This window comes from Vibrio sp. DNB22_10_4 (assembly GCF_052879755.1).
Map to the genome: position 1 here is coordinate 723,626 of NZ_JBNNXW010000001.1, position 23,260 is coordinate 746,885.

General features: G+C 46.9%; 25 protein-coding genes. 18 read left to right on the top strand and 7 right to left on the bottom strand.

All coding sequences use genetic code 11. From position 1 onward, the window contains the following. Window positions 1–12: 12 nt before the first annotated feature. On the top strand, window positions 13–1,155 hold the full coding sequence (locus tag ACVA6Q_RS03035) for a 1-acyl-sn-glycerol-3-phosphate acyltransferase (RefSeq protein WP_418642857.1): 1,143 nt from the start codon (window positions 13–15) through the stop codon (window positions 1,153–1,155). 86 nt (window positions 1,156–1,241) lie between these two features. On the opposite strand, the gene ACVA6Q_RS03040 is transcribed toward ACVA6Q_RS03035, so the two are convergent. After that, on the bottom strand, window positions 1,242–2,021 hold the full coding sequence (locus ACVA6Q_RS03040; protein ID WP_446646469.1) for a slipin family protein: 780 nt from the start codon (window positions 2,019–2,021) through the stop codon (window positions 1,242–1,244). A 9-nt stretch (window positions 2,022–2,030) separates the two neighbouring features. Continuing rightward, window positions 2,031–3,398, bottom strand: a complete 1,368-nt coding sequence (locus ACVA6Q_RS03045) for an NfeD family protein (RefSeq protein ID WP_446646470.1) — start codon at window positions 3,396–3,398, stop codon at window positions 2,031–2,033. A gap of 155 nt (window positions 3,399–3,553) precedes the next feature. Between ACVA6Q_RS03045 and ACVA6Q_RS03050 the strand changes: the two genes are divergently transcribed. Together ACVA6Q_RS03050 and ACVA6Q_RS03055 are read left to right on the top strand one after the other, a co-directional pair. Further along, window positions 3,554–4,303, top strand: coding sequence for a hypothetical protein (locus tag ACVA6Q_RS03050; RefSeq protein ID WP_446646471.1), 750 nt, complete (start codon window positions 3,554–3,556; stop codon window positions 4,301–4,303). A 141-nt stretch (window positions 4,304–4,444) separates the two neighbouring features. Next, window positions 4,445–4,609 carry a hypothetical protein gene (locus ACVA6Q_RS03055; protein ID WP_353499616.1) on the top strand — a complete coding sequence of 55 codons (165 nt, stop codon included), beginning with the start codon at window positions 4,445–4,447 and terminating at the stop codon, window positions 4,607–4,609. An 80-nt stretch (window positions 4,610–4,689) separates the two neighbouring features. Here the strand turns inward: ACVA6Q_RS03055 and ACVA6Q_RS03060 are convergent, their stop codons facing one another. Both ACVA6Q_RS03060 and ACVA6Q_RS03065 read right to left on the bottom strand, forming a co-directional pair. Continuing rightward, on the bottom strand, window positions 4,690–5,115 hold the full coding sequence (locus tag ACVA6Q_RS03060) for a DUF6515 family protein (protein ID WP_446646472.1): 426 nt from the start codon (window positions 5,113–5,115) through the stop codon (window positions 4,690–4,692). A gap of 114 nt (window positions 5,116–5,229) precedes the next feature. Further along, window positions 5,230–5,919: a CatB-related O-acetyltransferase gene (locus ACVA6Q_RS03065; protein WP_446646473.1), complete on the bottom strand. Its 690-nt coding sequence runs from the start codon at window positions 5,917–5,919 to the stop codon at window positions 5,230–5,232. 140 nt (window positions 5,920–6,059) lie between these two features. Here ACVA6Q_RS03065 and ACVA6Q_RS03070 point away from each other — a divergent pair, with 140 nt between their 5' ends. Then, complete coding sequence (locus ACVA6Q_RS03070) at window positions 6,060–6,905, top strand: GNAT family N-acetyltransferase (protein WP_446646474.1); 846 nt, start codon at window positions 6,060–6,062, stop codon at window positions 6,903–6,905. A 26-nt stretch (window positions 6,906–6,931) separates the two neighbouring features. Here ACVA6Q_RS03070 and ACVA6Q_RS03075 read toward each other — a convergent pair whose 3' ends face one another. Then, on the bottom strand, window positions 6,932–8,308 hold the full coding sequence (locus tag ACVA6Q_RS03075; RefSeq protein ID WP_446646475.1) for an MATE family efflux transporter: 1,377 nt from the start codon (window positions 8,306–8,308) through the stop codon (window positions 6,932–6,934). Between the two features lie 371 nt (window positions 8,309–8,679). Here ACVA6Q_RS03075 and urtA point away from each other — a divergent pair, with 371 nt between their 5' ends. From urtA to ACVA6Q_RS03145, 14 genes are all read left to right on the top strand, one after another. Continuing rightward, window positions 8,680–9,969 (top strand): urea ABC transporter substrate-binding protein, encoded by a 1,290-nt coding sequence (gene urtA, locus ACVA6Q_RS03080; RefSeq protein WP_429760534.1) that lies wholly within the window; start codon window positions 8,680–8,682, stop codon window positions 9,967–9,969. A gap of 106 nt (window positions 9,970–10,075) precedes the next feature. Continuing rightward, the gene (urtB, locus tag ACVA6Q_RS03085) at window positions 10,076–11,701 is read left to right on the top strand and encodes an urea ABC transporter permease subunit UrtB (protein WP_446646476.1); all 1,626 of its coding nucleotides are present in this window, start codon (window positions 10,076–10,078) and stop codon (window positions 11,699–11,701) included. A 9-nt stretch (window positions 11,702–11,710) separates the two neighbouring features. Further along, window positions 11,711–12,898 (top strand): urea ABC transporter permease subunit UrtC, encoded by a 1,188-nt coding sequence (gene urtC, locus ACVA6Q_RS03090; RefSeq protein ID WP_446646477.1) that lies wholly within the window; start codon window positions 11,711–11,713, stop codon window positions 12,896–12,898. Next, window positions 12,895–13,746: an urea ABC transporter ATP-binding protein UrtD gene (gene urtD, locus ACVA6Q_RS03095; RefSeq protein ID WP_446646478.1), complete on the top strand. Its 852-nt coding sequence runs from the start codon at window positions 12,895–12,897 to the stop codon at window positions 13,744–13,746. The genes urtC and urtD overlap by 4 nt, the downstream gene beginning before the upstream one ends. Before the next feature lies 1 nt (window position 13,747). Further along, entirely contained in the window at window positions 13,748–14,443 is a 696-nt protein-coding gene (gene urtE / locus ACVA6Q_RS03100) for an urea ABC transporter ATP-binding subunit UrtE (RefSeq protein WP_112462443.1), read from the top strand. Beyond that, entirely contained in the window at window positions 14,440–15,339 is a 900-nt protein-coding gene (locus ACVA6Q_RS03105; RefSeq protein WP_446646479.1) for an urease accessory protein UreD, read from the top strand. The genes urtE and ACVA6Q_RS03105 overlap by 4 nt, the downstream gene beginning before the upstream one ends. 33 nt (window positions 15,340–15,372) lie before the next feature. Next, complete coding sequence (gene ureA, locus ACVA6Q_RS03110) at window positions 15,373–15,675, top strand: urease subunit gamma (protein WP_353499606.1); 303 nt, start codon at window positions 15,373–15,375, stop codon at window positions 15,673–15,675. A gap of 56 nt (window positions 15,676–15,731) precedes the next feature. Continuing rightward, window positions 15,732–16,067 carry an urease subunit beta gene (locus ACVA6Q_RS03115; protein ID WP_446646480.1) on the top strand — a complete coding sequence of 112 codons (336 nt, stop codon included), beginning with the start codon at window positions 15,732–15,734 and terminating at the stop codon, window positions 16,065–16,067. 85 nt (window positions 16,068–16,152) lie between these two features. Continuing rightward, on the top strand, window positions 16,153–17,856 hold the full coding sequence (ureC, locus tag ACVA6Q_RS03120; RefSeq protein WP_418642864.1) for an urease subunit alpha: 1,704 nt from the start codon (window positions 16,153–16,155) through the stop codon (window positions 17,854–17,856). Window positions 17,857–17,888: 32 nt separating this feature from the next. Next, window positions 17,889–18,341, top strand: coding sequence for an urease accessory protein UreE (gene ureE / locus ACVA6Q_RS03125; RefSeq protein ID WP_446646481.1), 453 nt, complete (start codon window positions 17,889–17,891; stop codon window positions 18,339–18,341). 72 nt (window positions 18,342–18,413) lie between these two features. After that, the gene (locus ACVA6Q_RS03130; RefSeq protein WP_446646482.1) at window positions 18,414–18,986 is read left to right on the top strand and encodes a HupE/UreJ family protein; all 573 of its coding nucleotides are present in this window, start codon (window positions 18,414–18,416) and stop codon (window positions 18,984–18,986) included. A 3-nt stretch (window positions 18,987–18,989) separates the two neighbouring features. Continuing rightward, window positions 18,990–19,712, top strand: a complete 723-nt coding sequence (locus ACVA6Q_RS03135) for an urease accessory protein UreF (protein WP_353499601.1) — start codon at window positions 18,990–18,992, stop codon at window positions 19,710–19,712. 83 nt (window positions 19,713–19,795) lie between these two features. Beyond that, window positions 19,796–20,431, top strand: a complete 636-nt coding sequence (gene ureG / locus ACVA6Q_RS03140; protein ID WP_338166669.1) for an urease accessory protein UreG — start codon at window positions 19,796–19,798, stop codon at window positions 20,429–20,431. Window positions 20,432–20,529: 98 nt separating this feature from the next. After that, the gene (locus ACVA6Q_RS03145; RefSeq protein ID WP_446646483.1) at window positions 20,530–20,931 is read left to right on the top strand and encodes a DUF4345 family protein; all 402 of its coding nucleotides are present in this window, start codon (window positions 20,530–20,532) and stop codon (window positions 20,929–20,931) included. Window positions 20,932–21,034: 103 nt separating this feature from the next. On the opposite strand, the gene ACVA6Q_RS03150 is transcribed toward ACVA6Q_RS03145, so the two are convergent. Then, window positions 21,035–22,651, bottom strand: a complete 1,617-nt coding sequence (locus tag ACVA6Q_RS03150) for a methyl-accepting chemotaxis protein (protein WP_446646484.1) — start codon at window positions 22,649–22,651, stop codon at window positions 21,035–21,037. A 217-nt stretch (window positions 22,652–22,868) separates the two neighbouring features. Continuing rightward, the gene (locus ACVA6Q_RS03155) at window positions 22,869–22,994 is read right to left on the bottom strand and encodes a DUF3012 domain-containing protein (RefSeq protein WP_081941396.1); all 126 of its coding nucleotides are present in this window, start codon (window positions 22,992–22,994) and stop codon (window positions 22,869–22,871) included. Window positions 22,995–23,260: the final 266 nt, after the last annotated feature.

The window sequence follows — 23,260 nt, forward strand, 5'->3', positions numbered from 1 at the left end:
GATGTAACAAACATGACAACACAGACAGATCCTTATATTGATATTCGTCCTTACAATGATGACGAAATCCCAGCCGCGATTGATCGACTGATCAACGACGCTGAATTTATTGATGCTATTTTGCAGCACCGTTTTTCTAATCATGCGCCTTGGTTTAAAGCGCTGATGAGCCCATTGGTTAAAGTGTACCTAAAATTCAAGTGGGCTAAGCTTGATAGCGTAGAAGCGATCCAGCTAGAAGTGAAAAAGTATCTAGAGCAAACGCTAAACGCAACAACACAAGGTGTGACTTATCAAGGTCTTGATAAGCTAGATAAAAATACCTCTTACCTATTTGTGTCGAATCACCGTGATATCGCGATGGATCCGGCGCTTGTTAACTACGGCCTACACCAAAACAACCACAGAACCGTGCGTATTGCTATTGGTGATAATTTACTTAAAAAGCCCTGTGCAACTGAGCTTATGCGCCTCAACAAGAGCTTTATCGTTAAGCGCTCGCTTAAAGGCCCACGTGAGATGATGAGAGCTTTGGGCACGTTGTCTTCGTACATTAAGCACTCACTGGATACTGGAAACTCAATCTGGATTGCTCAGAAAGAAGGTCGTGCAAAAGATGGCAACGATTTCACTGACCCTGCGATTCTTAAGATGTTCCATGTTGAAGGTCGCAAGCAAAAAGTGGCATTCGCAGAGTACATTCGTTCGTTAAAAATTGTCCCAGTGTCGGTCTCTTACGAAAACGACCCTTGTGATATTGCTAAAGCAAAAGAACTTTATGAAAAAGCGACGCATGGCAACTATCAAAAAGGTGAGTTTGAAGATATCGAAAGCATCGTGCAAGGCATTGTTGGCCGCAAAGACCGCGTAAACGTGGTGTTTGGTGATGTGATTGATCAAGACTTTGAAACACCAGACGCATTGGCGCAAGAGATCGACCGCCAAATCCATGCAAACTACACTTTGTTCCCAATTAACAAGTTGGCTGCTGGTTTGGAAGATGACACCATTACTGAAGCAACGCGCACAACGCTAAAAGAGAAGTTTGATGTGCTGCCAGAGGGCGCACACCAATATTTGCTGGATAGCTATGCCAACCCGGTGAAGAACATTTTGCTAGATAAAGCAGAGATGCCAGAAGCCGCAGAAGCGTAAAGACGTTTCGAACACTATTTAGAGCATTGAAAATACCACCCTTGGACTTCTCCAAGGGTGGTATTTTTTTATGTGGTGTACTGAGCTCAGCTATCGCCAGGTTTGTCTTTTTGGATTGCTTGAGCGATGTCTGATACCGTTTCCGCTAAGTTGATTGGTAGTGGAAATACAATAGTGGAGGTCTTGTCATTGGTTATTTCGGTGAGTGTTTGCATATACCTAAGTTGCAGTGCGTTCGGAGCTTGATTCAGGATCTCAGCAGCCTCTTTCAATTTATTCGATGCCTCGAGCTCACCAGTTGCATGAATGATTTTCGCTCGGCGGTTACGTTCGGCTTCTGCTTGCCTTGCTAAGGCTCTGACCATGCTTTCGTTTAGGTCGACATGTTTCACTTCAACAGTCGCGATTTTTATGCCCCAGTCATCGGTTTGCTGATCGAGTATGGCTTGTAGATCTTTGTTAAGACGTTCTCTTTCTGACAACAGTTCATCCAGTTCATGTTGACCTAGCACAGAGCGTAGGGTCGTTTGTGATAGTTGGCTAGTGGCATCGCTGTAACTTTCGATGTTGTTGATCGCCATTTGCGGATCAACGACGCGGAAATAGACTACGGCATTGACGCGCACTGATACATTGTCGCGGGTAATTAAGTCTTGCGTCGGCACATCAAGAACCACCGTTCTTAAATCGACACGCACCATTTGCTGAATAAAGGGAATCAAGATAATTAGGCCAGGCCCTTTTACCTCTTGAAATCGACCAAGAAAGAACACTACGCCACGCTCATATTCGCGCAGTACTTTGAAAATTTGTGTCGCCAGTGCAATCAATAAAACGGCAATGACTCCAAATGTGTAACTTAACATACGCGCCTCCTAATTGTGTGGGCGGTGATGGGATGTGATTTTAAGCTTTAGTCCTTGAATATCGACGATTGTGACTTTGTCTCCGCGCAAAGGATTGGCGCTGTCATCGGTTGTTGCGCTCCAAAGTGCACCATTTAATTGAACTCGCCCATGCCCATCGACAAAGTCATCGCTGACGACTGCGACCTTACCTGGAAAAGTTTCTGTACCCGTGGTGATGTGCTTGCGACGAATGCGAAGCAACAAACCCACGACCAGGAGAATGAGCGCCAATGAAAATATGCCTATGCCGATGATGAGTGGTAGCGCTACCTGAAAATTGGGCAGCTCACTATCCATAAGAAAAATCGATCCCAGCACGAAGGCAACGAGCCCACCAAGCCCTAGGATGCCGAAGCTTGGGCTAAATGCTTCCGCCACCATGAGTGCGATTCCAAGCAACAAAAGAGCAAGTCCTGCGTAATTCACAGGCATCATTTGCAGTGCGTACATGGCAAGCAACAAGCAAATACCACCAAGCACGCCAGGAAGTCCAATACCAGGGTTATAGAACTCAAGAAGAAGACCATAGATACCAATCAGCATTAAGATATAGGCGACGTTGGGATTAGTGATAACGGCCAGCATCTCTGCGCGCCAATCAGGTATGCGTTCAACAAAAATGGGAACTTCAATTGACGGTGTCACATTTTGGTTGGCGACAGTGATGGTTTTCCCATTGATGGCGTTGATCAACTCTTCAGGGGAATTGACCAAGTAATCAATGACATTGAGTTCTAACGCGTCAGTGGCATCGAGACTGGCAGCTTCGGTTACCGCTTTTTGAGCCCACTCAGCATTTCGACCATGGAGCCTAGCAAGACCTTTGATATAGGCTTTCGCATCATTAATGACCTTTTTCTCTGATGCGGTTTTAGCGGGAACTTGCTGTGAGTTGTTATCGTCGTTGACAGGTTCTTTATCATCATCTTCTCCTGCCGGAGATGTTGGTGACTTACTCCCGCCCAAAGCAACAGGAGTGGCGGCGCCAAGGTTGGTGCCTTCGGCCATCGCAGCAATATGGCTGGCGAGCAAAATATACGTGCCAGCACTGGCTGCACGTGACCCAGCAGGTCCAACCCAAGTCGCGATAGGGATATTGGAAGCGGTAATGGCGTGGACAATATCTCGCATGGCACTGTCCAAACCGCCTGGGGTGTCCATTTTCAGGATAATAAGACTTACACTCTGCGTATGAGCCAGTTCTATTTCACGTGATAGATAGTCACTGTTTGCCGGTCCAATCGCCCCGTTGACAGGTAAAATCCAAACGGTGTTTGCTAGCGCCTGACCAGCAAACAGGGTTAGTGTGATAAGTAGAAGCCACAAACGTTTCATACCATCCTCCTATTCAAGGATTTGATGCGCTTGTTGTCTTTAAAGTATAGGCGATTTCCCTCTGATAATGGCTACAACTACATAGTCCGTCTAGACTCAAGCATGATGTAAATAGAAACCATCAAAATCAGCAACCTTCATGCATAGGAGCGGCTATGATCTACCCAGAACCACTGCCTCATGGCGAACTGCATCACATCATCAATGACATCTATATGGTGACAGGCTCGGTGGAGATGAAAGCGCCTCATCCTAAATATGGTCCGTTCAAAATGACGTTTAGTCGCAATATGATGGTGATTAAGCAGGGTGGTGAGCTGATTTTGGTGAACTCTGTGCGATTGAACGAAAAAGGTATCGCACAACTAGATGAACTTGGTGATGTCACTCATGTGGTGCGTCTAGCTGCATTCCATGGTTTTGATGACCCATTTTACAAAGAGACGTTTAAAGCCACGCTTTGGTCTGTAGAGGCTCCGTATGTACGTGGCTTCGCTAAGTCTTCTAAGGAAGAATATTACCGAGCAGATCGGATATTAAAGCCTGGCAGTGAACTTCCGATTAAAGGTGCTTCTTATCATGAGTTTGCAACCAGTCATCCTAAAGAAGGCTTGATATTGCTCGAGCGAGAAGACGGCATATTGCTGGCGGGAGACAGCATGCAGAACTGGCCTAAGCCTGATAAGTACTTTAACTGGTTTGCCAAAATCATGATGAAGCGAATGGGTTTTATTGCGCCGAGCAATTTTGGCCCAGGTTGGCTAGAGCTCGCGAAACCCGAAAAAGATGAGTTGATGGAGAAAGCAAGACTTGATTACAGCGTGCTATTGCCTGCACATGGCAACCCTATTATGGCAAATGCGCAGCAAGGATTTATAAAAGCTGCTGAGCAAGCCTATTCTTAGACACTGCATTTAGATAAATAAAACTAATCCGAAACCAATATAAAATTTCGTAACTAACTTACTTAAAATATTTGACCTTGCTCACAAAATGAGTAGAATTCGTGCTGTCTTTTGAAATGTTATTACACTAGGGTGAGAACAATGAACTCAGCACTGCTATCAACATTGGACACTGAAAAATCAAACAAAGTAGAGAGCGCATCTAAGTCGTCGACGTCTACTGTGGCTGAAATTGCAACTATCGTTGCAATGTACCTTGCTACTTCAGCTGTGATTTTGTTACTAAGCCTAACTTGGGTGATGTAACCAGCTTTTCAAGGATTTGAAAGGAGCGATACTCGCTAAAGCAGCACATGTGAGTATCGCCTAAACCGCTTCTAACTTTTCTACGGTTCTACCACCACATACTTGCCATTTCCAATGGACAAGAACCAATTCCCTCTCGATACAAAGTACTGTTGGCCACGTTTATTGACTGCCGTAGCCCCTTCAGGAAGCTGTCTAATCACTTTACCCGGTCGATAGCGACGCTTTGGCGGCTTTTCGACAAACACATATTTCTCTTTTCTCTGCTGGTAATAATGTCCATCGATGAGCGCGTATGTTACGCCTGCGATGGCCAATAAAATGGCATCTTTAGGTAGGCGGTGTTTTGGATAGTGATGAACGACATGAACTTCTTTCTTTTTATGTTTGTGTTTATGTTCTTTCCAAGGTTTGTCGATAAACTTGTGCCAAGGGTCTGCAAAAGCAGGGCTGGTTCCAAGCACGGTGCAGATAATGAGTGTGGAAAACAAAGATTTGTAAGTCATAAATGGCTCAATTGAAAACTTTGAGCCATTGTTCCGTTTCGTGGGTGTTTGTGGGTTAGTACTTTGTCATGAACGAGTCGTGATTTGATGGGGGCTGAATGGGTTGTTCTGTAACTATTTGCGGGGCGAATTACTCAACTTGCCGCCTGTGAGCGCATCACTACTTTGGTAAAACTCAAACAAGGCATTAATATCAGGACTGCACATGATATCCATAGCCTCTTTCAACGATGCTAGAGGCCAATCCCACCATTTCATTTGTGAAAGCTTATGGATTTCTTGCTCGGTAAAGCGCTTTTTAATGACGGTGTTATGACCGACCACCACAGTGTAAGGCGCGACGTCTTTGGTGATCACCGAACGTGCACCAATAATCGCTCCGTCGCCAATTGTTACCCCGGGCATTATCATCGCTTCAGAACCAATCCAGACATCGTTGCCGATAACAGTGTCTCCGGAGGGAAGAAAGCCATCTTGAACTTTGTCGCCAAAGGTCTCACTCGGAAAAGGAAACGTCGATATCCAGTCCATTCGGTGGCCTTGGTTGCCAGCCATCATAAAGGTCGCGCCTGATGCGATAGAGCAAAACTTACCAATGTAGAGCTTATCGATATTAGGATAGAGACCGCTTTCCCATACTTCTCGAGTCGGTGGATCGCCAAGCAGATAGCGCACGGCACACTCTTCGAAGTTTTTTCCGTGATAAAAACCTGAATAGTAGGAGTGATCGCCGACCTGAATATTAGGGTTAGTGATTGTATCTTTTATGACTTGGCCTTGAAGCCAATTGGGAAAAGGATTCATGTTGTTGCTTCTTTTTGGTAGTGACTCACAAAAACTAGCATGAGAACAGTGTAAGCCCAAATCTAGTCTTGTTTATCGGTTTTTAGGCCACTAGTTTACTAGCAAACGGTGTTGAAGAATATGTAGGGAAAGGGAAGTTTATGAAAGGATTTCGTATTAGAACCATGACGTTAGATGAAGTTTCCACCGCGGTTGAGTGGGCAGCACAAGAGGGATGGAATCCAGGACTAAACGATGCACAGCACTATCACATGGCGGATCCTCATGGTTTTTTGGTTGGTGAACTCGATGGGGAGCCCATTGGTTGCATCTCGGTTGTAAAGTATGACGCGACCTTTGGTTTTTTGGGTTTCTACATAGTCAAACCTAAGTATCGTGGACAGGGCTACGGCATCCAAATATGGAATCAAGGAATGGCTTATTTAGAGGGCTGCAATGTCGCTTTGGATGGCGTTGTGGATCAACAAGAAAACTACAAGCGATCCGGATTTATGTTGTCTCATCGAAATATTCGTTATGAGGGGCGCAGTGCCCAGCTTACCTTTGATAGTAACGCGATAGTGAAAGCAACCAGTGTCGACTTTTATCAGGTTGAAGATTATCTAAATGGTTTCTTCCCAGTGGCTAGAAGGGAATTTAACCATGCTTGGTTTAGTCAAATGCAGTGTATGTCTCTGGTCTATGTGAAAGAGGGTAAGGTGCTTGGTGCTGGGGTAATCAGAGATTGCCGTACGGGCTATAAAATCGCACCACTGTTTGCAGATAGTGAGCATATTGCCAATGAGTTGTATGCAGCGTTGGTCTCTAGTGTAGACGCTGGCAAGCCAGTCTTTTTAGATGTGCCAGAAGTGAACGAGCCTGCCGTTACCCTGGCAAGCTCGCATAATATGACGCCTTGTTTCGAAACCGCACGAATGTACACCAAACAACCACCGGCACTTTCCTTAGATAGAACTTACGGTGTTACGTCATTTGAAATTGGCTAGCAGCTTCGACTTAAAACGGCGCTCGGTTAGGCTGCCGAGCGCTCTGTGTTTTCTGTTAAATTGTTCACCCATTTATCACTGTAGACTCGCCATGCCGCGGGCAGCACCTTAATAATTTCTTCCGATGTCATCAAAAGCAGTACAGTAGTAAAAGGCAATTCAAACACGATAGCACCCATAGCGGTCACAGGAACTGCCCACATCCACTGGCAAACAAAGTCCATGTTCATGCAAAATTTACTGTCCCCACCGCTTCTCAGTACACCAACGATTAAAGTGATGTTGATGGTTCGCAACATAATGCTGAGCGCCATAACAGGGAAGCTCATAATCATGAGTTCTGTGACGTCATCAGATAACGCGCCATAGAGAGATAAAAGGGCACTTTGCGCGACTAATAAAATGCCCCCAAGTAACGCGCCCACAATAAAGGCAGATTGAAGCGCCCACCTGGCATATTGTGTACTGTGCTTAAATTGATTCGCGCCTAAGCTGTTGCCAATAATGATACCGGTAGCATTAGATAGGCCGAGACCTAAGGCAAGACCAACGGACTCTAGTGGCGTAATCACCGCCATCGTTGCGAGTTCGGTTTGTCCCATGCGACCAAGAATGATGTTGAATGTAAAGATACCGGCGCACCAAATCACCGTACCGACCATTATCGGGTATGTAATGGTGACGAACTTACTCACCATGCTTCGTTCACAAGCCTCGACAACGTTTTGCCAACGCAATGCCAGAACTGGAAAGTAGCGATAGATGATAACCAGTATTACGATTAGGCGTATTGAACGAGCGATAACGCTGCCGATCCCTGCACCAATAAGACCCATTGCGGGCAAACCTAAGTAGCCGAATATCAGAATGTAATTCAAAACCACATTGAGGGCGACTTCTAATATCGACACATATAGGTTTATACGGGTCTGTCCTATTGAGCGCAGCGCCGTGTCAGCGGCGATACCAAGCCCAGATAGACACATGGCAATGCCAAGAAGTTGAACATAGTCACTGGCGAGTGCCAGTACAGTTTCGCTTGGATTGAACAAACTCGGCAATAAGGTCGGCATGAAAAAGCAGAGTACGAAGCAAAAAAAGGCAAGTCCTTGAGTGACTCCTGTACCCAGCGCGAGATAGCGCTTAAGGCCTTTTTCATCGTTCGCACCCCAGTATTGGGCTAACAAGATCCCCATACCGGAGCCCAGCCCCCAAACCAAGACAATAGAAACCCAAAAAATGCGAGCGCCAATGCCCGCCGCCGCGACTTCCTCTGTACCTAATTGACTGATCATTAAACTGTCGACAAAACCTAAACTGCTCATCAACAAGCTTTGCAGTGCAATTGGAATCCCTAGTAGTAGGATGTTTTTAACAAAGTAGCGATACGACGGTGGCTCCATAGCGTTCTCCCTGGTTGCTTATTTTTCAAGCTACTGATTTTGATCACAATATGCAACGAATTACTCTTTATGTAGTGAGAGTTACCTCGCATAACTTCCAGTGTCTCGCGCTCATAAGAGTGCCAAGTTATTAACTCGATTGCATTAAATTGGTGCTTATGCGAGTGATTTCTCTAATCTGGTGAAATTTGAACTGTAATTGCACCAATATGCAGCGCACCAAATTGAACTAACCGTATCCAAGTTGTGCGCAAAAAATAAAACTAGAATATTTTCAGAATGTTATGTCGCTATTAACAATGTTGTCCAAATTGGCACTCTTCTTGAAGTAATAGATTTGAATAACTATTCATAACAAGGAGATATCCAACATGAACATGACGTTCAAATTAAAGCTTGCAGCGATGGGTGCGTCACTGGCTTTTGCATCAGGCATGGCTGTGGCTGAAGAAGAAACGATCAAAGTCGGCGTTCTACACTCACTGTCAGGTACGATGGCAATCAGTGAAACGACACTGAAAGATACCATTTTGATGTTGGTGGAAGAGCAAAATAAGAAAGGCGGCCTATTGGGCAAAAAGCTTGAAGCCGTTGTGGTAGACCCTGCGTCAAACTGGCCTCTATTTGCCGAGAAAGCACGTGAACTGATCGAGAAAGAGAAGGTTGATGTGGTATTCGGTGGTTGGACGTCGGTATCTCGCAAATCGATGCTTCCTGTGTTTGAAGAGTTAAACAGCATTCTTTTCTACCCAGTGCAGTATGAGGGTGAAGAGTCATCGAAGAATGTGTTTTACACCGGCGCTGCGCCAAACCAACAAGCCGTTCCTGCGGTTGACTACCTAACGGATGAATTGGAAGTAGAACGTTGGGTGTTAGCTGGTACGGATTACGTTTATCCGCGCACTACCAATAAGATCTTAGAATCTTACCTGAAATCAAAAGGGGTGAGCGAATCAGACATCATGATTAGCTATACGCCGTTTGGTCATTCTGACTGGCAGTCGATTGTTTCTGACATCAAGAAGTTTGGCTCAGAAGGCAAGAAAACAGCGGTTGTATCAACCATCAACGGTGACGCAAACGTACCATTTTACAAAGAGTTAGGCGCGCAAGGCGTCTCATCTGAAGACATCCCTGTTGTAGCATTCTCGGTTGGTGAAGAAGAGCTCTCTGGAATGGATACTTCCGCGTTGGTGGGTCACTTAGCTGCATGGAACTACTTCATGAGCGTGGATACCGATGCAAACGAAGAATTCGTTGAAACGTGGCAGAAGTTCATTGCTAGCGAAAAACGTGTGACTAACGATCCAATGGAAGCGCACTACATCGGCTTCAATATGTGGACGCAAGCCGTGACGAACGCCGGTACGACAGATGCGGAAAAAGTACAAGACGCTCTGATCGGTGTGTCGGTACCAAACTTATCAGGTGGTTACTCAACCATGCTACCAAACCACCACATTACAAAGCCGGTTCTGATTGGCGAAATCCAAGACGATGGTCAGTTTGACGTTGTTTGGGAGACGACGGGTCTAGTCGCGGGTGATGCTTGGTCTAACTACCTACCGGAATCGGCCAAGCTGTACTCAAGCTGGGCGAAGCCATTCTCATGTGGCGCATTCAACGTAGAGACAGGCAAGTGTTCAGGTAGCGCACAATAAATCCTCGTCATTCGGTGCCTCTCCCGCTCCTTCCTTAAAGGGCTGAGGCACCTTTTTATTTCTGCTGGAGTTCCGTCAGGCTCTGGCAGCCACAAGGACGCATTTCATGAAAACCATAATTCAGATATTGAAAGTCGTGGTGTTCTTTGTTTTGAGTACGCACTTCGCGTTGGCTAGCGTAAGTGACAGGGAGACGTTTGCCCAAGCACTCATCGGAAAAAACAACCCTCTAAAAGAGTCAGCAATGACTTGGATTGTTGAGAATGAATCTACAGCAGTCGCAAAATCGGTATTAACCGCTTGGCTTGAAGGTGACCTCTATTATGTCAAAGACAAAAAGAGTGAGCAGTTTCAGGCTTTGTACATTTCAGGCAACATCAAAAAGTCTCCCACTGCAAAAAGCGCTTGGGATGATACGACGTTGGCCATCGAATCCTCTCGTCAGTTTAAGAAAGTTCGAGTAAACAACAAATTACGCGGCATGATTCGCCTAGAAATCGCATCGCTTGGTTTGTCGAACTCCGAACCTTCGATTCGTTTAAGTGCGGTAACCGCCTTTTTAGGCAAAACGGATGACGCCGTTATGGCGAAGCTGAAGCAAAGAAAAGAGATTGAGCACGATGCTGATGTGCTCAACATTCTTAACTTGGCACTGGCGATTGACCAATCGCTAACAGGGGACACGAACACAGACAAAATCACTGCGATAGAAACCCTATCTGGTTACAAACAATCGGTTGTCTTGCAGACCTTCAATCAGGTTATCGACAAAGAAAAAGACGAGCTTGTCGTTGCTGCTGCCGAGCGTGCGCTTGATAGCTATCAGCAGAGTCAGAAGTTCTACTCAGGTGTCGAAACCGTCTTTTTTGGTTTGAGTCTAGGTTCAGTACTAGTACTGGCAGGCATCGGTCTTGCCATTACCTTTGGTGTGATGGGCGTTATCAACATGGCTCACGGCGAGCTTATTATGATTGGTGCGTACACCACGTATGTGATGCAGCAGCTTATGCCAAACAATATCGGCATGGCGCTTATCCTTTCAATTCCGATGGCGTTTGTTGTCTCTGGTTTGGTCGGCATTGCGATAGAGCGCAGTGTCATCCGTCACCTCTATGGCCGACCTTTAGAAACCTTACTGGCAACATTTGGTATCAGCTTGATCTTGCAGCAAGCGGTTCGTTCTATTTTCTCTCCTCTTAACCGTTCTGTGAGCACGCCAGACTGGATGTCTGGTGCTTTGAATATCAACCCAATGTTGTCTCTGACTTATAACCGCTTATACATCATTCTGTTCTGCATCATGGTGTTTGTGGGCTTGGTGATGGTGTTAAAGAAAACACCGCTCGGCCTTCAGGTTCGCGCAGTGTCTCAAAACAGAGCGATGGCACGAGCGATGGGTATTCGCTCCGAGCGAGTCGATGCCATGACGTTTGGACTGGGCTCGGGTGTTGCAGGTGTCGCTGGTGTGGCGCTATCTCAGCTTACCAACGTAGGGCCGAACATGGGACAAGCCTACATCATAGACTCCTTTATGGTGGTGGTGTTTGGTGGGGTTGGAAATCTATGGGGAACCTTAGTTGCGGGACTGAGCCTTGGCCTATTTAACAAGATCCTTGAACCATGGGCAGGTGCCGTTCTTGCCAAGATTTTGGTATTGGTATTCATCATCTTGTTCATTCAAAAACGCCCTCGTGGACTCTTCCCACAACGTGGTCGTGCGGCAGAAGGTTAAGGAAAATATATGCAATCAACAATTCAATCTTCTGGACAGCCGACAGGCTCTGCGTCTAAGTCGTTTGTACTCGCGGCAATGCGTGGTGATAAAGGCGGACAGCTGACAATCTTAGCTATCTTAGCCGCCGTTATTTTGATTCCGCTAGCGAACACACTATTGCCATCGGGTCATCCGCTTCACGTTGAGACGTTTACTATTTCACTGATGGGCAAGTATCTGAGCTATGCCATGCTGGCTTTGGCGGTCGATTTGGTTTGGGGTTATCTCGGGATCCTCAGTTTAGGGCATGGCGCCTTCTTTGCGCTTGGTGGTTATGCCATGGGGATGTACTTGATGCGCCAGATTGGCGATAGGGGAGTGTATGGCAACCCGATATTGCCTGACTTTATGGTGTTCCTAAATTGGCAAGAACTTCCTTGGTTTTGGCACGGTTTTGACCAGTTTTGGTTTGCTTGCCTGATGGTTGTGCTTGTGCCCGGGGTATTGGCGTACGTGTTCGGTTATCTGGCGTTTCGCTCTCGCGTTTCTGGGGTTTATCTCTCCATTATGACTCAGGCTCTGACCTATGCTTTGATGTTGGCGTTTTTCCGCAATGAAATGGGTTTTGGCGGCAATAATGGCCTGACCGATTTCAAAGATATCCTAGGGTTTAGTCTGCAGCAGGATTCCACCAAAATTGCTCTGTTCGTGGTAACGGGGATTGCACTCGTTGTCAGCTACATTGTTTGCCGAACAGTGATCGGTAGTCGCCTTGGGCGCGTTTCTATGGCAATCCGCGATACGGAGTCGAGAACGCGCTTCATGGGGTATGACGTCGATGGCATCAAGCTATGGATATTCGTCCTATCAGCGATCATCGCTGGTATCGCGGGTGCGCTTTATGTTCCTCAAGTTGGCATCATCAACCCAGGTGAATTTGCTCCACTCAACTCTATTGAAATAGTCGTGTGGGTGGCGCTGGGTGGTCGAGCCACTTTGTTTGGGGCCATTGTCGGTGCGCTGGTTATCAACTACGCCAAGAGCTGGTTTACCGTTGAGTTTCCTGAAGTGTGGCTCTTTGCCCTCGGGGGGCTGTTCGTTTTGTCGACCATGTACTTCCCGAAAGGTTTGATTGGTTTTATTTCAGACAAAATAGCTTTAATGAAGAAGCGATCTACGCCCGCTCAGGAGTCTGACAAGGAGGTAACAGTATGACGGCGTTACACAGAGCCCAGCAGTTCAAAACCTCGGTACAAGAGATCACCAAACGCGATGAAGTGTTCTCATTTTTAAAGCCCGAGCAACACCCGCTTGTCGACACTCGCCACAATATTCTTTTGTATGTAGAAGGTGTGAATAAGAGCTTTGATGGCTTTAAAGCGATTAATGACTTAAACCTCTATATCAAGGAAGGGGAACTGCGCTGCATCATTGGGCCTAATGGCGCAGGCAAAACCACCATGATGGACATCATTACCGGAAAAACCAAACCCGACACGGGCGAGGTTTGGCTCGGTTCAAACATCAACTTGCTCAAGATGAATGAATCTGACATTGCCAACGCAGGGGTTGGCCGCAAGTTTCAAAAACCGACTGTGATTGAATGTCTGACGGTTTGGCAGAACTTAGAGCTTGCCATGTCGGGCGTTCGTGGTGTGTGGGGAACTTACACCGCTTCTCTGTCTGGTGAGCAGCAAGACAAGTTGGAATCGGTACTTGAGCTTATCCACTTAAAAGACAACGCCGCTCTAAATGCAGGGAACCTTTCTCACGGACAAAAGCAGTGGCTTGAGATCGGCATGCTACTGATGCAAAACCCCAAGCTACTACTGGTCGATGAGCCGGTGGCAGGGATGACGCACCAAGAAATGGACAGAACCTCAGAGCTGCTTAACTCGCTCGCCGGTAAACATTCAGTGGTGGTGGTTGAGCACGACATGGACTTTGTTCGTTCTATCGCAAGCCATGTCACCGTGCTACACCAAGGGCATGTACTGGCTGAGGGAACCATGGATCAGGTTCAGTCTCATCCGGAAGTTAAACAGGTTTATCTAGGGGAATAGCATGTTACAGATTCAATCACTTAATCAGTTTTATGGTGAAAGCCACACCTTGTGGGATCTAGATATGTCGATTCCTGAAGGTAAATGTACCGTGCTTATGGGACGTAATGGTGTCGGAAAAACCACACTACTTCAGTGCATTATGGGGTTGGTAAAAGTCAAGAGTGGCGACATTCAGCTCCATGGTGAGTCCTTGTTGAAGCACGATGCTGAGTCACGCCCACGAATGGGCATCGGCTATGTGCCTCAAGGCAGGCAGATTTTCCCAATGCTAACGGTGCAGGAGAATCTAGAAGTGGGTCTTCCGATTCGTGATAAGGGCGACCGTAAGATCCCAGAGTTTATTTTCGACCTGTTCCCTGTACTAAAAGAGATGCTTCATCGCCGTGGCGGTGATTTATCGGGTGGTCAGCAGCAGCAATTGGCGATTGGCCGTGCGCTGGTGGTGAACCCGAAACTGTTGATTCTCGATGAGCCAACCGAAGGCATTCAGCCAAACATTGTTCAGGAAATAGGTGACATCATTCGAATGCTCAATGAGAAGCTGGGTCTGACGGTGTTATTGGTGGAGCAGAAACTTCCCTTTGCGAGAAAAGTGGGTGATCAATTCTGCATTCTCGACCGAGGTCGCCAAGTCGCTGAAGGGGAAATGTCGGCACTGAATGATGGACTAATTAAGGAGTATTTGACGGTATGACGGCAACTGCACAAACACATGTTGAGCCGCATCTAGGCCTTGGACAGGTTATTGATGCACAGACCGAGTTTGGCTGGAAAGCGACACTCGATCTTGGTTTTGTTAACCGAGGTGACAAAACAGTGCTTAAGCACCGTTCACAAAAAGGGCCGCTCGCCATTCAGCGGCCGCTCTATCCCGAGGGGAGTCCATGTCATACCTATCTACTCCATCCACCGGGTGGCGTGGTTGGCGGTGATACATTACAGATCAAGGCGATAGCAGAGCGTGGAGCGCAGGTGCTTATTACGACGCCCGGTGCCACCAAGTTCTATCGCTCAGAGACCAAGTACGCTAAACAGCGTCAGATCCTTAAGGTTGAGAAGGATTCTCGGCTTGAATGGCTGCCTCAAGAAAACATCTTTTTCCCGGATGCTCATGTACGTATGGATACCGAGGTGCATTTAGAAACCGGTGCACAATTTTTGGGCTGGGAGATGCACTGTTTTGGTCGTCCTGCACTAAATGAGGGATTTAGCTCTGGACATTTGGTAGGGAAAACAGAGATTTACCTTGATGGAAAGCGACTTTTGACAGAAGGGTTGAATGTTAGAGGGCAAGATAACCTTCTGAAAAATAAAGGACTACTTGGCTACCAAATGATGGGAACCTTGTATATTTCAATTGATGACGATGATTTTTGCCAGTTGGTACAGAGCTTGCTCATTAACATGCAGCAAGACAACAAAAAAGGTGCAGTGGTTATCGCTGCGAGCCAGTTAGAAAATTTGCTTGTAATTCGTGCGTTAGGTAACTGGAGCGAAGTGATCTTAGATTGCTTCCAACAAGTTTGGCAGGCGGCGAGAGAGCATTGGACGGGCGAATGTCCTTACCCACCTAGGATTTGGGCAACCTGAACTAACAAATAGAATCGACAATAAGGCTTATCAATGGAATTGACCCCAAGAGAGAAGGACAAACTTCTGATCTTTTGCGCTGGCATGCTCGCCAAGCAGCGTAAAGACAAAGGCTTAAAACTGAATTACCCAGAATCCGTTGCTTTGATCTCTAGCGCCATTTTAGAGGGTGCTAGAGAAGGCAAGACCGTTTCGGAACTCATGGATTTTGGCCGCACATTGCTCACCACCGAAGATGTCATGGACGGCGTGCCCTCTATGATCCCCGATGTTCAAGTTGAAGCCACTTTTCCAGACGGTACCAAATTGGTGACTGTCCATGAACCTATTGTTTAAAACTCTCTTTAAAAAACTGATGTTTAAAAACGCGTTTAACAGAATTAGGAGGTGACATGGCAGGTTCATCAAAACAATACACGGGCTTTGTACCAGGGCAGGTTGAAACCGCCAAAGGCGATATTGAACTCAATGTTGGTAGGGAAACAGTGTCTGTGAAGGTAGAAAATCTCGGTGATCGCCCAGTGCAAATTGGATCGCATTACCACTTCTTCGAGGTCAATAACGCCTTGAACTTTGACCGAGAACTCACTCGCGGATTCCGTTTGAACATTCCAGCAGGTACCGCAACACGTTTCGAACCAGGACAGTCTCGCACCGTGGAACTGGTGTCGTTTGCAGGTAAACGCGAAGTCTACGGCTTCCAAGGTAAGGTTATGGGAACGCTTTGACGTTTGAAACAGACGTAGACAAGTGATGCGATAGCTATGTCGCATCGCAAACAAAACGCCAAATTAAAAACAACAAGGAAGAAAAATGGCGAAGATATCCAGACAGGCATACGCCGAGATGTTTGGTCCCACGGTAGGGGATCGAGTTCGCTTGGCCGATACAGAACTTTGGTTAGAAGTTGAGAAAGATCTGACCGTTTATGGTGACGAAGTTAAATTTGGTGGTGGTAAGGTCATTCGTGACGGGATGGGACAAAGTCAGCGTCCAAGCGCGGAAACACCAGACCTTGTTATTACCAACGCATTGATTCTTGATTACTGGGGCATTATTAAAGCAGACGTCGCAGTAAAAAATGGGCGTATTCAAGCACTAGGCAAAGCGGGAAACCCGGACATACAACCGGGTGTTGATATCATTGTTGGTCCCGGTACCGAAGTGTTAGCGGGTGAAGGTTCAATACTGACCGCTGGTGGCATTGACTCCCACATTCACTTTATTTGCCCGCAACAAATTGAAGAAGCGTTGGCATCTGGCGTCACAACGATGATTGGTGGTGGCACGGGACCAAATACGGGCACCAATGCGACAACGTGTACACCGGGTCCTTGGAACATGCACCGCATGCTTGAATCTTTGGATCAATTTCCCATGAACTTTGGTTTGCTTGGCAAAGGTAATGCCAGCCAACCCGAGGCATTGCGTGAACAGATAGCGGCAGGGGCGGTAGGTCTCAAACTGCATGAAGATTGGGGTACGACACCGGCTTCCATTGATACCTGTTTAACCGTTGCTGATGAAATGGATGTGCAGGTCGCGATTCATACCGATACGCTCAACGAATCTGGTTTTGTTGAATCGACACTGGGCGCTATTGGCGACCGCGTCATTCACACCTACCACACCGAAGGTGCAGGCGGGGGGCACGCTCCAGATATTATCAAAGCGGCTGGTGAATCCAATGTACTGCCATCCTCTACGAACCCAACGAGACCATACACGGTTAACACAGTCGATGAACATCTCGACATGTTGATGGTGTGCCACCACTTATCACCATCGATTGCAGAAGATGTGGCTTTTGCTGAGTCACGTATTAGACGCGAAACCATCGCCGCAGAAGACATCCTTCATGACCTAGGCGCGTTTTCCATGATTGCCTCTGACTCGCAAGCGATGGGGCGTGTCGGTGAGGTAATTACCCGCACTTGGCAAACCGCCCACAAGATGAAAGTGCAGCGCGGTAGCCTCAAACAGGACTCTAGCTATAGCGATAATTTCCGTCTCAAGCGTTATGTCGCCAAGTACACCATCAACCCAGCGATTACTCATGGCATGGCACATGAAGTCGGCTCGATTGAAGTCGGGAAGTTGGCCGATTTAGTGCTCTGGAAACCCGCTTTCTTTGGCGTAAAACCGAGTGTTGTGCTGAAAGGTGGCATGATCGCGATGGCGCCAATGGGCGATCCCAATGCATCGATCCCCACACCACAGCCTGTGCATTACCGCTCCATGTTTGGCAGCTATGGCAAGGCATCGCAAAACACATCAATGTTGTTCGTATCGCAAGCAGCCGCGGACGCAGATATCGCTTCTCAGCTTGGTCTGGGCAGTTTGATTGGTGTCGCCAAGCAGTGTCGAACTATCAGTAAAGCGGATATGAAGCTCAATGATTGGCAACCCAACATCGAGGTGGATTCTCAAACTTATCAGGTCCGTGCGGACGGTGAGTTGCTAGTGTGTGAACCAGCGGAAGTGCTGCCGATGGCTCAGCGCTACTTCTTGTTTTAGTGAAGGTATTGAAAGTTTTTGAGGACAACATAGTGATTGAACTAATAGAGATAACCAAAGAGTTAACGACACAGCCACACGCATTTTTAAGTCTGCCAATCGACAGCCGCATTAAGAGCCGTCTCAAGGTCATGCTTGATGATGGTCGCGATGCAGGACTGTTTTTACCGAGGGGGCACATCTTACGAGGCGGAGAGCAGCTTAAAAGCAAATGTGGATTGGTGATTGAAGTGAAAGCCGCGCCTGAGCAAGTGTCATCCGTTTACTGCAGTGATCTGCACCTGTTGACGCGCGTTGCTTATCACCTGGGTAACCGTCATGTTCCCCTTCAAGTCGAGTTTGGCTGGGTTCGCTATCAGCACGATCATGTATTGGATGAGATGGTTGAGGGACTCGGCGCAACAGTCACCTCAGAAATAGCACCTTTTGAACCAGAAGGCGGTGCTTATGGGGGCAAGAGTGGCGGTCACCACCATCACCATTAATTGGCGGTAGCAAATTTAAGACGACATCAAAACGTCTGACTATTAAAAAAACAAAATGAAAAGGAAATTTCAATGAAAACAACATTCCTCAAAATCGCAACACTTAGCTCTCTTGTATTGGCGCCTATGACGGTTCTAGCTCATCCAGGTCACGAATCTACAGCGTTTTCTAGTGGCCTATTGCATCCGGTGACAGGTGTAGACCATCTTATTATGTTGCTTGCATTCGGCCTTTTAGTGGGCTGTCTGAGTGCAACAAAAGCGCAGAAAATTGGTTTGGTTGCTGGCGCCCTTATCACTCTAATGTTGGGACTGCTTGTAGGCAGTACATTTGGTCTTGTAAGTGGGGTTGAAACGGCGATCGTTGCGTCTCTATTTGTGGTTAGCGCAGCTATCTGGCATGCATTTAGCGCGTCGCAGAAAATGGTAAAACTCGCGGTCGGACTTTGTATTGGAATGATGTTCTTTCATGGTTACGCACACGGCGTTGAAGCTGAAGGCACGCTAGGTCAGTTTTCGATGGGTATGGCTGTTGGCGCCTCGATACTAATGCTTCTAGGCACACAAATTGGCAGCCGAGTAGCATCTCGTTGGATGTCGGTTGGTGTTGCGGCAGCAAGCTCACTGTTTCTACTGGCAGCTTAGACTATGACATCACGAGCTAATACCGCTCTTGATAGTGCCCTAGAGCCCACTACCAACAACGATGTGTCTAGCTATCGGCTATTTCAACTTATTAGCCCTTCTCTTCCTATTGGTGGTTTTACCTACTCCCAAGGACTTGAATGGGCGGTTGAGGCGGGTTGGGTGAAAAACCGCGCTTCGATGGAAGAGTGGCTGGCGAACATGTTGTTTAGCAGTGTTGCCACGTTGGAGCTGCCGATCATTGACCGGCTGTATCGAGCGATTCAAACGTGTGACACGGCGACAATCCACGATCTCTGTGAGCGGCTTTTTAGTAGTCGAGAAACGAAAGAGTTACGCGCTGAGGAAAAGCAGCGTGGTCTTGCACTCAACACGCTACTGGGCCGCTTAGACATTCGAGTCGATGGTATTGAGCTTGATGACTATCTGCCCAATCAGCTGCTCGGTCTCTGTGTGGCTGCTGTGCATTGGCAAATTAATGTCAACGAGTTGAAGAAAGGGTATCTGTGGAGCTGGGCTGAGAATTTGGTGATGGCCGGTGTAAAGCTGGTGCCGCTAGGGCAAACCGATGGGCAGTTGGCGTTAATTCATCTCTCGGATCAGTTTTCAAAAGCATTAGAGATGGAACAGCAGACGGAAGATTGGATGATTGGCAGTTTCACACCTTCGGTGTCCATTGCTAGTAGCCTTCACGAAACACAGTACACAAGACTATTCCGCTCTTAGCTTAATGACGAGGCAGTAGATGATGAGCTGTCTCTTCAACGCTAAGGGGCTAAGAGTGAAAAAACAAAGGAAGAAATAGAATCATGACAAATACAACGGACAGTTATAAACAGCCATTACGCATTGGTATTGGTGGCCCAGTAGGCTCTGGTAAAACCGCTCTGCTTGAGGTGTTGTGTAAAGCGATTCGAGACAAGCTCCATATCGCGGTAGTTACTAACGATATTTACACCCAAGAGGATGCAAAAATCCTTACAAGAGCAGAAGCGCTTGAGCCGGATCGCATCATAGGCGTTGAGACCGGTGGCTGCCCACATACGGCGATTCGTGAAGATGCCTCTATGAACTTGGCTGCGGTTGAAGAGCTGGCTAAACGCCACAAAAATCTCGATGTGGTGTTTGTTGAAAGTGGCGGCGATAACCTAAGTGCGACCTTTAGCCCAGAGCTTGCGGATCTCACTATCTATGTGATTGATGTAGCCGAAGGGGAGAAGATCCCCCGTAAAGGTGGCCCTGGTATTACTCGTTCTGACTTGCTGGTTATCAATAAGATAGACCTTGCTCCTTATGTGGGTGCGTCATTAGAGGTTATGGAGCAAGATACACAGCGTATGCGACCAACCAAGCCGTTTGTGTTTACCAATCTTAAGGAGAGCAAAGGTCTCGATACGATCATCGATTTCATCTTAACCGAAGGTATGTTGGAGTTTCATAGTTAAGAATTTGAGGCTTCGCTTCTAATTACGCTGTCAAAGTTACACATAAGTGACGGTTCTGGCTTACACTTTTGCTATGACACGCGATACGCAGGACCTTTATGTTTCAAGCAAAATTGATGGTTTGGATAACGGCACTGGTATTTTTTGGTTACGGCGTTCTGTTTTCCCTTTCTCCGAGTACCTTGTTTGAAAGGGTGACAGACAGTGCGCTGTTTTCCTATTCGGCGGCCATTGACGTGAGAGCAACCTACGGAGGTATGATGGCCGCTGTGGGGATCATACTTGTGCTTCTGGTGCTAAAACAAGAGACTCTAAAACTCTCTGTCATTTCGGCCACTTTGCTGGCGGGGTTGATGGCGGTGACTCGTACAATGGGCATCATCGCTGAAACGCAGCCCAATGATACCATGCAGATCTACTTGATCACCGAAGCGTTTTTCACCCTTTGGGGACTGTTTATCTTATGGAAGTTTCCCAAGCGGCGAATGTACTTTAAGTAGCGAGTTACGATGCCGGCCTCTAATTTTAGAGGTCGGCATTTTTCTGTCGTTCAAACTCGTTCACTTTCTGGGTCACAGATAGGTTTACGCGAGTCTAAAATAATTAAGCGAGTCTAAAATAGGTCAGCTGCTGTTTTAGCTCTTCGGCAGCTACAGCCATCTCTTGTGTCTGCGAGGCAAGCTGATTACTGGCTTGATTGATCTCTCGTGCGGATAAGTGAATGGTGGTGACATTTTCACTCATTTCGTTAGAGACCATACTTTGTTGCTCAGCGGCTGCGGCTATCTGCGCGACCATGTCATTCGCCCCATTGAGGTCATCAACCATGGATTCTAAGGTAGTCTTGGTATCACTTGCCGCCGACACGCTCGCACTGATGCTGGCGTTATTTTGCTCCATCACACCTACCACTTCTCCGGTTTTTTCCAGAAGCTCATTGATGGTGGTTTGCACTTGATTGGTAGATTGTTGCGTTCGACTTGCCAAACTACGCACTTCGTCCGCGACGACGGCAAATCCACGGCCTTGTTCGCCCGCTCTTGCGGCTTCAATAGCGGCGTTAAGTGCCAATAGGTTAGTTTGTTCCGAGACTTCTTGTATAACCTCCACAACATCACCAATGTTGTCGACACCTAGCTTTAAATCCGCCATCAAATGTGTGCTTTGTTCAATAGCGATGGATATAGCGGATACTTCTTCAAGAGTGGAGTCCATGCTCGCACTGCTGGTGGTTGCGTGTTGGGCTGCACCACTGGTTTTCTCTGCACTTTGCTCCGCATTGTTTGCGACATCATTGATGGTGGCAGACATTTCATTCATCGCGGTAGAGAGCTGTTCGAGCTGAGCATTTTGCGAGTCTAAGCTTTGTGCCGTCTCTTCACTTGTCGATGCAATACTTTCTGAAAGACGACTCGCCGTGTTGGCCGTGAGTGTCGCCGCTGATAGCGTATCGCGTATTGTGCTTTGCATATCACTTAGGCCATGACTTAACTGCCCAATTTCATCTTTGCGGACTTGAGACAGATCCGCCGTTAAATCGCCATTGGCCATGCGTTTAAGATCGCTTAACAGTCGCTGTATCGGGTTAACGATGTTGTTGCCGATAACAAAGCTCGCAATCATCAGTATTAAGACACAGCCTAATGTAAAGGCTATTTGCTTAATCACCTGCGTGATGAAGTCTTCTTTAATATCAGAAACAAACAGCCCAGATCCTACGATCCAATCCCACTGAGGGATGTGCGCGACATACGAGATTTTGTCTTTGAGCTCGTCCTGTGGAGATAACCAAGTGTAGTCGAGAAACCCCGCACTTTGTGTATTGGCAATCGAGGACATTTCACGCCAGTGATGCTTGCCAGCGCCATCGACGATATTGCTCATATCATTGCCGATAGATTTGGTTCTGAGAGGATGCAGCAGCAGTTTGTTTTGACTGTTGGTAATCCAAAAATAATTGCTCTTATCATAACGCATAGCATTGATTGCTTGTTTGGCGGCGGTCTGTGCTTGTTCTTGACTGAGAGTAGGTTGATTGCGGTAGTAATTGACAAGAGATACGGCTGCATCTACCTGAGCCCTGAGTTTATTTTCGCGTTCAGCAAGTTGCTGACTTTGCTGAAGGTAAACATTAAAAATACCTAATGAGAGCATTAGAAATGCGGAGAGGATGACAAGGAACTGGAGTTTGGTTTTTATACTTATATTGTTGAGCTTCATAACTAGCCTCTATGACATGACGTTCATAAAGGTTAATGCTATCGCATCATAGCGGTCGGTTTTAGTGCTCCTAGCCTAAAAAGATAGCCCGCGCGTGGTTGGTAGTAAAAAATGTAGGAACGATCGAGTTATGAAGGAAAAAATGCGAGAAAGTTATGATTGAAGAGTGAGAAAAGTGAGGCATATCAAACTACTAGTTGGACATGCCTCGCAAAGCCTATTTGAAAATACAGTGCTTAGCGTAGTCGCTAGCTTCGTTTGCAGTCCAGTCGCCTTTCGGTTTTTCCTGCATATCTTGGCACCATGCTTCGCTGCCAACTTCAGTACATGCAGCCAATGCCATCACGCCGAGCGCAACGACCGCCCAACGACTGAGTAATGTAATCATGATCTTATCCTTTGAGGTAACGTCCGTTTTATCTTGCGACTATGCCAATCATGGCGACTAAAAGCAACGTTCAAGCCCAATAAGTCAACTTGATCTCATGCTTGAGAGTGATTGTTTCGATGTTAGAAACGGGTTTTTGATAACAAATAGTGCTCAAATATTAAAAAATGATTAAATATCGTCCTAGTAAGCGTACGGTAATTAACTTTGGTTAAGTTACT